The organism is Streptosporangium sp. NBC_01469 (genome assembly GCF_036227305.1).
In the GTDB taxonomy this organism is placed as follows: Bacteria; Actinomycetota; Actinomycetes; order Streptosporangiales; family Streptosporangiaceae; genus Streptosporangium.
This window is the reverse complement of the sequence record NZ_CP109465.1, coordinates 2,875,801-2,887,691: the sequence shown is the minus strand read 5'-3', so window position 1 is coordinate 2,887,691 and position 11,891 is coordinate 2,875,801. Positions and strand designations below refer to the sequence as shown.

The following is an 11,891-nucleotide window of genomic DNA, read 5'->3' as shown; positions in this document are numbered from 1 at the left end:
TAATCAAAGCGTAAAACCGATATTAAACATCAAAAAATGTAACGATCTAGATAAATTTAAGACCTCGGGCCGATAGACATGTCAGGGATTTCGACCACCTATTTCGACTCCAGGCTCGGTGGAGACTTTGACGTCCTTGAATCGTCCGGCACGGTAAAGCAGGGCGACGGCAAAGGTCCCGGCACCGGAAAGCGGGCCGGCCGGAAGAGGAAAGGTTCAGCAAGCGGGTGGCCCGTCGGCTTCGACACGGAGCGCTACCGGCGGCGCAACACCGTCGAACGCCGCTTCCAGAAGATCAAGGCCTGGTGCGGGTTGGCCACCCGCTACGACAAGACCCCGGAAGCCCGCGGCCTGGGGAAACGTGTCGGCGGCCGTCGCGGTTCACCAGCTTCACACAACCCCAAAAACAGTGTCATCAGTGCACAAGCAGGACAACTGCCTACTTTTTCTCGGGAATACCACGGATCGTGATCAATATCCCGGAATGCAGCGTTGTGGTCATCACCTACAACGATGCCGCGCGGCTGGGCAGGGCCGTGCGGTCCGTGCTCCGGCAGTCCCTGCGCAACGTCGAGGTGATCATCGCGGACGACGCGAGCACCGACGACACCGGGAAGGTGGCCCGGGAGTTGCAGCGCAGGGACCCCAGGGTCCGCTACCTGCGCGGGGAGGTCAACAGCGGGGGCTGCGGGGTCCCGCGCAACCAGGGGGTCGCGGCGGCACGGGCGCCGTACGTGATGTTCCTGGACAGCGACGACGAGCTGACACGACACGCCTGCAAGAGCATGCTGCTGGAGATCGAACGGACCGGCGCCGACTTCGTCACCGGGCAGATCTCCCGGCTGTACGAGCAGACCGGGAAGACCGCGCGCTACTACCCCGCCCTGTTCGCCAGACGCAGGACGGTCGAGGGGATCGCCCGGGAGCCGGAGATGTTCCTCGACTCCTTCAGCACCAACAAGCTCTACCGGGCCGAGTTGCTGCGGCGGGTGCCGTTCCGCGAGGACATGCACTACGAGGACCACGTCTTCAGCACCGCCCTGTACTGCGCGGCGCGGCGGTTCGCCGTGGTCCCCTGGGGGGTCTACCTCTGGCACCGGGCCTCGGCGGAGAGCGAGACGCGGCTGTCGATCTCGCTGAGCCTGACGGACATGTCCAACGTCCGCTCCAGGATCAGGGCCGCGAGGCTGAGTGACGACATCCTGCGTGAGAACGGCCTCGGTGACCTGGTGCACGAGCGGCAGCGCCGCTTCATCCGCCAGGACCTGCGGGTCTACCTCAACCCGCTGCCCTCGCGCGACCCGGCGTGGATCGAGGAGTTCGTCTCGGTGATCCACCCCTACCTGGCCGACCTCGACCCGGTGGTGTTCGAGACGGTCGACCCGCTCCTGCGGGTCTGCTGCAGCTTCATCCTCGACGGCAGGCCCGACGAGCTCCTGGTGGCCGCCCGGTCGCTGAACGGGCCCAAGGCCCCGCCGCGCGCCGCCGTACGGGAAGGGGGGCGCACCTACTGGGGCACGGTCGCCGACGAGAGGCGGGAGATCACCTCGCTCCGGATGGCCGAGCTGCCCTACAGCGCCTCCCGGCTGCGCCACGAGGCGGTCGTCACCGGCGAGGGCACGCTGGTCAGGCTGGCGATCACGACGTACGACCCGTTCGGGGTGCTCGCCGCCACGCCGGGCTGGACCGCGTTCCTGCGGTTCAGGAACCATCGGGTACGGCTGGAACCGCACGAGCCGGACGGCGGGAACGGCGGTTACCTGAGCGAGGCGGCGATCGACCTCGCCGCGATCCGCCACGGCCGCCTGGGCTTCGAGAGCCGGTACGACCCGGTGATCGAGATCGTCAACCCCGACGGGCGGGTCACCTCCGACCGGTTGCTCGTCGACCCGTCCACCGCGCCGTTCGGTACGACCATCCTGTGGCACGAGGTCATCGTCAAGGCGGAGGGGACCGCCGCGTTCCTGCGGGTGCTCTGGCGCCGGCAGGGGCTGCTGCGGCAGCTGCCCCGGCTCAAACGGGCCGGCACCCGTCTGCTGCGGAAGGTGGACGGGCCCGAGGTGAAGCTCCGCGTCTACAAGGGGTTGATCTCCGTGCTGCCGCCGCGCGGGGACTTAGCCCTGTTCGAATCCGACGTCGGCACCGGGTACACCGGGAACCCGCGCTACATCTACGAGGAGCTCAGGCGGCGGAACGCGCCGCTGAAGGTGGTGTGGTCGGCCGTCGAGGCCCGGGGAGACTTTCCCCCCGGCGTCAGGCTGGTGCGGCGGATGAGCTGGCGCCACATCTGGACCATGGCCAGGGCGGGTTACTGGGTCGACAGCCACGGCATGCCGCTGGCCTATCCGAAACCGCCCGGCACCCGCTACCTGCAGACCTGGCACGGCCAGGGCATCAAGTCGGTCGGCTTCGACGCGCCCGACCTGCGCGCCGACTTCGACGGGCCGAGGGCGACCTGGCGGGCCGCGGTGGACCGCTGGGACGCGCTGGTCTCGCCCAGCGCCGAGTTCGAGCGGGTCTTCGTGCCCTCCAACGGCTACCGGGGACGGCTGCTGCGGCACGGCTCGCCCCGCTGCGACGTGCTCGTGCACGGCGACCGGGAGGCGGCCAGGCGGGCGAGGGAGCGACTGGAGATCCCGCACTGGTCCAGGGTGCTGCTGTACGCCCCCACCTACCGCGACCGGGCCAAGGGGTCCGGGCAGTCGGTCAGGGCCGACCTGGCCGCGATGGCCGAGTCCCTGTCGGGCGACTGGACGGTGATCCTGCGGACCCACCCGGTCGAGCGGTTCGAGGTGCCGGAGCACCTGCGCCACTTCGTCCGGCAGGCGGGATCGTATCCCGAGGTCAACGACCTGATACTGCTCTCGGACGCGCTGCTGACCGACTACTCGTCGCTGATGTGCGACTACGCGGTCACCGGGCGGCCGATGCTGTTCCTGATCGACGACTGGGACGAGTACCGCAGGGTGGAACGCGGGGTCTACCACGACCTGCCCACGATCGCCCCCGGCCCCTGCCTGACCACGACCGAGGAGCTGATCGAGGTGCTGCGCGATCTCGACGGGACGACGGCGTCGTTCGCCACCAAGTACATCGCGTTCCGCAAGACGTGGTGCGCCAACGAGAAGGGCCACGCCTCGGCGAAGGTGGTGGACGCCTTCTTCGGGCCCTTCCACGCCCAGGCCCCCGACCCCGCCGAGGTGTGGGAACGCGCCCTGTCCGCGGCGCGGCACCCGAGCCGCCTGCCGCTGCCGGGGCGGCTACGGTGAGCGGCGGGCGTACGGGGGCGGTGGTGTTCGCGTGCATGGACGCCGACACCCTGGGCGGCATCCAGCGCGTCACCCACACCATGGCGCAGGGCCTGGCCGAGCGGGGCCGCGAGGTGCATGTGATCGGGCTGCACCGGGCCGTGAGACCGTTCCGCTACGTGGAACGGCCGCGCTACACCAGCCACGTGATCCACCGGGCTCCGGTGGGAAGGCTCTCCCGGCTGGGCAGGCGCCGCGAGCGGCGGGCGCTCGGCGGGCTGCTGCGGGAGGTGGGGCCGGGGTTCGCGGTGCTCTCCTCGCCCAGCGTGGTCACCCGGATCGGGGGCCTGCTGCCCGAGCGGCTGCTGCCGATCGGGCAGTACCACGGGTCGTACGAGCACGCGCGGGGATCCTGGCACCTCGGCTCGGTCACCGGCCACTACGGCGCCCTGGAGAAGGCGGTGTTCCTCAGCGAGGAGGACGCGTGGCTGTTCTCCGAACACGCGCTGCTGCCCAACACCTGTTCCATCCCGAACCCGCTGCCCGCCTGGCCGTCGCGGACCGCGGAGCTGACCGCCCGCCGGGTGCTGGGGGTCGGCAGGCTGGAGGGCGTGAAGCGGTTCGACCGGCTGATCTCGGCCTTCGCGGAGGCGTGCGGACGCCCGGCTTCCGGAGGTGCCGGTGCTCACCCGGATCTCGTGGCGGCCCGTCGCGAGGCGGGTGAGGGCTGGGAACTGCACCTGATCGGCGAGGGGGCCGAGCGGGGGCGGCTCCTGTCGCACGCCGCGGAGTGCGAGGTGAGCGACCGGGTGGTGTTCCGCGGCGCGGTGCCCGCGGCCCTGATGGCGGACGAGTACGTGGGCGGGTCGGTGCTGGCGCTGTCCAGCGAGCACGAGGGGCTGCCGCTGGTGGTCGGCGAGGCGGCGTCCTACGGGGTGCCCTCGGTGGCGTTCGACGTGTCGAGCGGGCTCAGGTCACTCGTACTGGACGGGCGGACCGGGGTGCTCGTGCCCCCGGCCGACGTGACCGCGCTCGCCACCGCACTGGCCGGGCTGATGGCCTCGGCCGGGGAGCGGCGGCGGTTGGGAGCCGCCGCCCGCGCGCACGTCGAGGCGTTCCGTCCGGACCACGTCCTGGACCGGTGGGAGGCACTGTTCGACCAGGTCACCCGCTGAGCGTCACGCGACACGCCGACTCGCGGGGGCCTTGGCGTCCTGTTCGGCCAGGTCACCCGCTGAGCGTCACGGGCTCGTTCTCAGCGGGTCACCCGTCGATCCCCACCGGCTCGCCGCGGACCGGTCATCCACTGACCCCGACGGGCTCGTTGCGGACCGGTCACCCGCTCACCCCGACCGGCTCGTTGCGCGGCATCGGCACTCCCGCCAGCACGATCTGGGCGGAGGTGAGCCGTGCCCCCAGCGGGTTCGGCTCGCGGAGCCGGATCAGCCGGTCGAACGCGACCCGCTTGACGCGGGCCAGCTTCCGCTTGGCCGCGGTCCGCTCGTAGGAGACCATCCGCGAGGTCTCGACCTTCGGCGCCCCGGTGAGCTCGTACCCGTACGTCTCCAGCCGGTCCCCGAGCACGCTCTCGCACAGCGAGATCTCGCCGGGGTCGAGCCGGTCGCGCCACGAACCGGCCCGCGCGGTGGTCACCTCGCCGAAGGTGCGCGCGTGCCAGGTCTTGCGGGCGGGTACGGCGATGTCGGCCACCGCGCCCGGGTCGCACATGGCGGGGTCGAAGTCCTCGCCGAGGAACTCGCACAGCCTGCGCAGGTGGGCCTCGGGCTCCGTGGTCAGGTCCTCGTAGCGCAGCTCGTGGTAGCTGCCGTCGGGAAGCCTCGGCGCGCCGTGCCGGGCGAAGTCGATCGCCTCGGCCCAGGCGGAGACCGCGCTGTAGACGCTCCCGTTGTACCAGGGCATCTCCTTCAGCGACGCCACGCAGTCGCGGCCGTCCCTGATCAGGTGCACGAACTGGGCGTCGGGGAACAGGCGCAGCAGCACGTCGGTGTACTGGAAGTACGAGGGCCGCTTGTCGCCCCAGCGCGGCTTGCCGTGCCTGGCCGCGTACGCGCGCAGCACGATGCCCAGCGCGGAGCCGAGCGTCGGCGGACCGCCGACGATCTGCTCCAGCACCTCGTCGCGGTTCAGCTCCAGCTCGTGAAAGCGCGACTGACGCCGGTCGACCACCCATTCGCCCAGCTCACGCCGGTGTTCGGCGTCGTTGAGGTCGCCGAACTGGAGCCGCCGCTGGTAGGTGGAGACCATGAACCGGGTCTCCGGCGGGATCGCGACGCGCGGGTGGGCGTGCAGCATCAGCTGCAGCATCGTCGTCCCCGAGCGGGGACAGCCCAGGATGAAGATCGGGCGATCGGGCTTCATGTCAGACCTTCGCAAGCTCGCCGAGTTGCCGGCTGGTGAGCCTCGCGGCCACCGGGCTCGGCTCGCGGAACCGGTTGACGCGGTCGCGGAACTCCTTGCGCCTGCGCGCCCAGCGCCGCTTGGACGCCGCCTTCTCACACGCCTCGACGTGGGCCTTGCTCGCCTTGGGGGCGCCGCTCAGCTCGTAGCCGTTGGCGGTGAGCCGGTCGGCGAGCACGGTCTCGCACACCGAGATCTCCCAGGGCTCCAGCCTGGCCTTCCAGGACCCCGCCCTGGCGGTCGTGACGTCGCCGTGGGTGTTGCTGTGCCAGACCTTGTGCTGCGGGATCGCCACCCTGGCGACGTGGTACGGCTCGGTCATCGCCGGGTCGTAGTTCTCGCCGAGGAAGTCGCAGAGCTTGCTCAGCTCGGTCTCCGGGTAGGCCGTCAGGTCCTCGTAGCGCAGCTCGTAGTAGCTGTCGGCGGGGAGCCTCTTCGCGTGGCGGCGGCCGTAGTCGATCGCCTCGCTCCAGTTGACCGCCGCGTGGAAGACGTCCTTGGTGTACCAGGGCATCTCCTTCAGCGACGCCACGCAGTCGCGGCCGTCCCTGATCAGGTGCACGAACTGGGCGTCGGGGAACAGCCTCATCAGGAGGTCCACGTGGTGGTAGTAGCTGGGCCGCTTGTCGCCCCAGCGGCTCTTGCCGTACTGCTCGGCGTACGAGCGGAAGGTGATGCCCATCGCCGACCCCAGTGTGGGCGGGCCCGCGACGATGTCGTCGATCAGCTTGTCCCCGTCGAGTTTGAGCTCCTTGAACTTGGTGTCCTTGTCGCTCACGATCCACCGGCCGACCCTCCGCCGGTTGCGCTCCTCGCGCAGATCCCCGAAGGAGAACCTGCGGTAGTAGCCGGGCACCACGAACCGTGTCTCCGGAGGCACCGCGATGCGCGGGTGCGAGTGCAGCATCAGCTGCAACATCGTGGTGCCGGAACGCGGACAACCGATCACGAAGATCGGGCGGTCGGACTGCATGACAACGAACCCCCGTAAAACTTGGTCAAACAGATACGCGTGGCGCCTTCTCCACGAGCGGCACGACGGGCACCACCCGGGCGAAGAGCCACATTCGGTAGATCAAAACGACCTCGTTCAGCAGAAGCAGCACCCCCGCCGCGACCGCGAGGGGTACCAGGGCGACCGTCCCGATCAGCGGGGCGACCACGAACACCGCGGCGTGGAACTCGATACCGCTGATCAGGTGGGTCCGCACCCGATGACGGGCCAGGAGGCGGCCGAACCTGCGGGGCAGCTTCGGGCGCCTGCCCTTCCGGGGGCCCTGCCGTCCGGCCCGGCCCTCGCCCCGGTTCTCGAACCCGGCGGCTCGCAGCGGCTCGCGGAGCGTGATGACCTCGACGGGCCTGACGTGTCCCGCGTGTCCCGCGTGGACGGCGTGTCCCGCGTGTCCCGCGTGTCCCGCGTGGACGGTGTGCCCGGCGGCCACCGGCGTCTCACCGGGCCTGGGAGGTCCCACGGTCACCACGGACTCGACGGGCGCCAGGCGGCCGAGCCGGTTCTCCTTGACCACCTCGCGCACGCGCTTCATCTGCGGCGCGTTCACGTAGCGGAACAGGTCGAGCACGGCCACCCCGGCACCGAGCAGGATGTAGGAGACGTCCCCCGTCGCCACGTACTGCCCGGACGCCAACCCCGCGGCGCAGCAGACCACCCTGATCCGGTCGCCCACGTAGTCGAGCCAGAGCCCGAACGCGGTCCCCGTCCCCTTGAGCCGGGCGATCTTCCCGTCCATGCAGTCGACCATGAAGCTCACGTAGAACAGCAGGGCCCCTGCGGCCAGCCGTCCGGACGCGAAGCAGATCGCCGAGCACATTCCGAGGATCAGGGAGAAACGGGTGAGCCCGTTGGGGGTGACGGACGTGTGGTTGGCGACGAGCAGGGTGAGCCTGCACGCCACCGGGTCGACCAGGAAAACGGTCCACCAGGAGTCTTTTCGTTTCCGGGTCGCGTGAACGTCGTCCAACGAATAGGCCCTCATGCGTTCCAGCATGGCCACGCGGAGTCTCCTCTCATCTACGCTCTGTAAGTACTAGAAGATCTCCATGCCACTTCTTGACCGACCCGCGCCACAGGGATCGGGCGCTTTGGGGACGCGAAAGGCCGAGGAGGGCTTCCTCGGCCTTTCGCTGGGGCCACCGGCCGCCTTACCCGTGCCGACCTGCGGCTTTTTCCACCTCTGCCCGCCGCTTTCCCACGTGGAACCGCCGTTTTCTCCGTGTCGGCCGATCGCTTTCCCTGGGTCGGCCCATCGCTTTCCCCTCGCCGGCCCGGCTTTCGCGGAACGGATCGGCGTTCCGCATCGGGCCGGCGTTCCCGCGATGGCCCGGCTTTCGTGGAGCGGCCCGGCGTTTCCTCGTCGGCCCGGCGTCCGCGGAACAGCCCGGCCTTCGCGGGTCAGGCGGCTACCGGAAGATCCGGTCCACGGCCCTGGCCGCCGCGCCGCCGTCCTCCAGCGGGCAGAACCTGGCGGTGAAGGCGTCGTACAGCCTCCGGTACTTGGCGCGCACCTCGTCGGCGTCCCGCACCGCCGCCACGACCTCCTCGGTCGTCCGCAGCAGCGGCCCGGGGGCCTCGGCCTCGAAGTCGAAGTAGAAGCCGCGCACCTCGTCGCGGTAGCGCTCCAGGTCGTAGGTGAAGAAGAACATCGGCTTGCCGGTCACCGCGAAGTCGAACATCGCCGACGAGTAGTCCGTGATCAGCATGTCCGCGACCAGGTAAAGCTCCTGGATGTCGGGATACGCCGAGACGTCGAGGAGGAAGTCCGTACCGGCCCTGGGCAGCCTGTCCGTGACGCTCGGGTGCTTGCGGATCATGAGCACGTGGTCCTCGCCGAGCTCCTCGGCCATGCACTGGAGGTCCAGGCGCAGGTCGAGCCGGTAGCGCCCCTTGCTGTAGAACTTGTCGTCGCGCCACGTCGGGGCGTACAGGACGACCTTCCTGCCCTCGGGCAGGCCGAGCCGCTCCCGGATCTCCCGGGTCCGCGCGGCGACTCCGGCGCGGCGCAGCAGGTCGTCGCGGGGGGAGCCGATCTCCAGGATCTCCCCCTCGAACCGCAGGGCGTCGTCCAGCACCGAGGTGCACCAGGGACTCGGCGAGATCAGGTGACTCCACCGGGCGACGGCCCTGGCCAGCCGCTCGTGGTGGTCGGACCTGGCGAACGGCACCTTCTCGACGTCGAAGCCGATGCGCTTCAGCGGGGTGCCGCGCCAGGTCTGCAGCACCGTCTGGCCCTCCCTGCGCTCGAACCAGGAGGGCAGGTGGCTGTTGGTGACGATGTACTGGCAGCGGGCCAGGGCGTCGAAGAACTCCCGCCCGTACCGCCGGATCGGCGTCACCCCCTCGGGCAGTTCCACCTGCCCGTCCCTGACGATCCACATGAACTCCAGGTCGGCGCCCCGCCGCACGAGCTCCTCGTAGATCGCCTTCGGGCTGTCGGAGAACTGCCTGCCCCCGTAGCTGTCGAAGAGGACGGCGGGGCGCAGCGGCTCCTGGCACCTCGCGGGGTAGAAGTCCTCACGCAGCAGCCGCTGCTGCTTCGGCCTGCCCGAGGCGCGCAGGTCGTCGCTCACGGTGAAGACGGCCTCGTCCATCAGGTCGGTGTCGAAGGTGAACGTGCGGGTGGCGGAGACGTGCTCCAACGGCGCGGACAGCCGGAACTCCACGCGCATGTCGCCGGTGTCGGTACGGATCGCGAAGCCGTGCGTGCCCGCCGACAGCGGCAGCCACCCACCGAGCGTGTCGCTCCCCTCGGGCGTCACCGTGGCGCTGCCGCCGACGAGCGGGAAGAGCCGCTCGCTGAGCCGGTTGCGCGAGGTGACGACCAGCCACGCCGGGCCGTCGATCGGGCGCATCGGGGCCCCGGTCACCCTGAGGTGCCCCAGGTCGGTCCACTCCACCCGCTCCACGTAGAACGTCGGACGCTGCTCGCGCAGCACGAGCTCGCCCGCCTGCGACCGGTCCAGCACCACGTCGCGCCCGCGGAGCCGGTAGAGGCCGCGCTCCACGTCTCGGCCGACGAGCAGCGGCCGGGCCCGCCCCTCCCCGGGGACGACCTCGAAGTGCCACTCGGCCCCGGGGTTGAGCGCGCTCATCTCCAGGCTGGCCGGGTCGAGACCCGGCCAGCGCTCGGACAGCACCTCGTCGAGGTCGACCACCGCCTCGAAGGCACCGTCCGAGACGGTCATCGGGTAGCGCCGGTCGCGGCCCCCCTGCGGCCGGGTCAGCCGCAGCGCCGGCGCGGCGCCGAGGTCGCCGTCACACCGGCCGCTGATCCTCAGCCTGCCCTCGGCCACCCGGTGACCGGTGACCCATCCGCCCGGCCGCTCCACCCGGAGCCTGAACTCCTCGGCGGGCGTCCACTCGGTCCACGCCACGGTCCCCGACTCGCGCTCGGTGAACTCCAGCCGCCGCGCGGCCGGGCTCGGCTGGGCCAGACCGCCCCTCCGTACGAGGCCCCGGGACAGCACGCACAGGTCGATCCGCCAGGACGAGCCGGCCGGAAGCGCGGCCGGGTCGACGGCGAGCCGGAACCCGCACCAGTCCTTACGCCTGCGCGGGCCGGTGTCGACCAGCGACAGGCCCCGCCGGATCGTGACCGGGAGCCGGATCCTGCGGCCGGGGCCCTCGGGAACCAGCCAGGCGAGGACGTGCTGCTGCATCCGCCTGCGGGGACGCAGGTAGCGCAGCGAGACCCGTCCCTCGACGACCAGCCTGTCGTCCTTCCAGTCCAGGCTGTCCACCCGCTGCCGCAGGTCAAGTTCCTCGCGCATCCGGGTGGTCGACCGCTCGACCTGCACGGGGACGTTGAGGTGGTACCCGCGCAGACCGCCTCCGACGACGCGGGCGGTGGGCTTGACCGTCCTGTCCCACTCCAGCAGCTGGACGAGGTCGTCCAGCCGGCGTTCCCGTACGAGAGCCCACTTCGCCCGGCGCTGCGCGGGGATGAGCGAGAGGACCTTGGGCCCCGCCTGGTCGAGGTAGGCGCATGCCAGGTCGAGGAAGCGGCTACGGAACTCCTCCCCCGCCTGGTCCAGCACCTGCAGGAAGTTCGGCAGGTCGCTGTCGAGGACCATCCGGTCCCACGCCCTGAGGTGCTCGGCCCTGCCGGTGTCGGCGAGGAAGCTCCGCACGGAGTTGACGGCGGCGAACCGGTCCTCGATCCCCTTGACGTGCCCCCGGTTCTGCGTGATCGAGATGCTCTCCCCCTCCCGCTCCCGCCACAGGTAGACCGGGGTGGACAGCACGTCCACCGCCCCGGCCAGGAAGTGGGCGGGCAGGGAGACGGCGATGTCCTCCCACAGGACCCCCTCGGGGAAGCTCAGCCCCTGCTCGTCCCAGAAGGAGCGCCGCCAGAGCTTGTTCGTGACCAGCCGGTCCTTGAGCAGGATCTCGTCGCCGGTCACGTGGGTCCGCCGGGCGGAGGTGGCGAAGATCACCTTGTGCATCGCCGACTGGCGCACCCCCTGGCCGCTGAAACGGAGGACGTTGCCCGTGACGAGATCGGAACCGCTCTCCTCCAGGCTGCACACCATCGTCTCGACGGCCGTCAACGGGAGCATGTCGTCGCTGTCCAAGAAAGCGAGAAAATCACCGGTGGCGTGCCTTATGCCGGTGTTGCGCGCGGTGCCAAGGCCCCCGTTCTCCTGCCGGATCAGCCGGAACCGGGCGTCACGCTCGGCGAAGGCCCCGGCGATCTCCGCGCTGGAGTCGGGAGAACCGTCGTCGACCATGACGACCTCGATGTCGCTCCAGGTCTGCGCGACCAACGACTCCAGACACGCCTCAAGGTACGGTTCCACGTCGTATATGGGCACGATGATGCTCACTGGGGCCACGATCGGTCCTCCGGTAGTCGAAAGCTCACAGTCCGGTCCGTCGGCGTCGACGCCGGACACGGCACGCAGGTGAAGATCCACTCATCGTGGACGACGTCACGGGCGCGCGGCGGGAGGCCCGGCGGTCGCCGAAAAGCGGCGGAAGGAGCCCGTGTGCCCGTCGACACAACCCGGCGGCCATGAGCGCGACGTAGACGTCACGCCAGCAGCATGGCTTCGCGCCGGGTCGGGCGAGCCCAAAATATGACCGCGATGGAGTGAGCTGACCGAGACTTGACCATCTCCCGCACATCTCCCGCGGGCGGCCGGTCCGGCCTCGGGGCCGTGACGCGGCAACGCCTTCCCCAAGTCCAGGTCAAGGCTGGGAATGCACAC

The 11,891-nt window shown here is 70.3% G+C and carries 7 protein-coding genes; 3 read left to right on the top strand and 4 right to left on the bottom strand.

Going from position 1 to position 11,891, the window contains the following annotated elements; translation table 11 throughout:
* The first annotated feature begins 78 nt into the window (after nucleotides 1-78).
* The 3 genes from OG587_RS47145 to OG587_RS13190 are packed head-to-tail and all read left to right on the top strand — an operon-like array spanning nucleotide 79 to nucleotide 4,423.
* Nucleotides 79-471, top strand: coding sequence for a hypothetical protein (locus OG587_RS47145; protein WP_443075549.1), 393 nt, complete (start codon nucleotides 79-81; stop codon nucleotides 469-471).
* Entirely contained in the window at nucleotides 468-3,269 is a 2,802-nt protein-coding gene (locus tag OG587_RS13195) for a bifunctional glycosyltransferase/CDP-glycerol:glycerophosphate glycerophosphotransferase (RefSeq protein WP_329090117.1), read from the top strand. Before OG587_RS47145 ends, OG587_RS13195 begins: the two co-directional genes overlap by 4 nt.
* A complete protein-coding gene (locus tag OG587_RS13190; protein WP_329090116.1) occupies nucleotides 3,266-4,423 on the top strand; it encodes a glycosyltransferase in 1,158 nt (385 codons plus the stop codon). Before OG587_RS13195 ends, OG587_RS13190 begins: the two co-directional genes overlap by 4 nt.
* Nucleotides 4,424-4,583: 160 nt before the next feature.
* Here the strand turns inward: OG587_RS13190 and OG587_RS13185 are convergent, their stop codons facing one another.
* The 4 genes from OG587_RS13185 to OG587_RS13170 all read right to left on the bottom strand — a co-directional run bounded on the left by OG587_RS13185 (nucleotide 4,584) and on the right by OG587_RS13170 (nucleotide 11,507).
* Complete coding sequence (locus OG587_RS13185; RefSeq protein WP_329090114.1) at nucleotides 4,584-5,627, bottom strand: sulfotransferase family protein; 1,044 nt, start codon at nucleotides 5,625-5,627, stop codon at nucleotides 4,584-4,586.
* A 1-nt stretch (nucleotide 5,628) separates the two neighbouring features.
* On the bottom strand, nucleotides 5,629-6,639 hold the full coding sequence (locus OG587_RS13180) for a sulfotransferase family protein (protein WP_329090113.1): 1,011 nt from the start codon (nucleotides 6,637-6,639) through the stop codon (nucleotides 5,629-5,631).
* Between the two features lie 25 nt (nucleotides 6,640-6,664).
* Complete coding sequence (locus OG587_RS13175; protein ID WP_329093834.1) at nucleotides 6,665-7,672, bottom strand: CDP-alcohol phosphatidyltransferase family protein; 1,008 nt, start codon at nucleotides 7,670-7,672, stop codon at nucleotides 6,665-6,667.
* A 412-nt stretch (nucleotides 7,673-8,084) separates the two neighbouring features.
* Nucleotides 8,085-11,507, bottom strand: a complete 3,423-nt coding sequence (locus OG587_RS13170) for a bifunctional glycosyltransferase/CDP-glycerol:glycerophosphate glycerophosphotransferase (RefSeq protein ID WP_329090111.1) — start codon at nucleotides 11,505-11,507, stop codon at nucleotides 8,085-8,087.
* Between the last annotated feature and the right edge of the window lie 384 nt (nucleotides 11,508-11,891).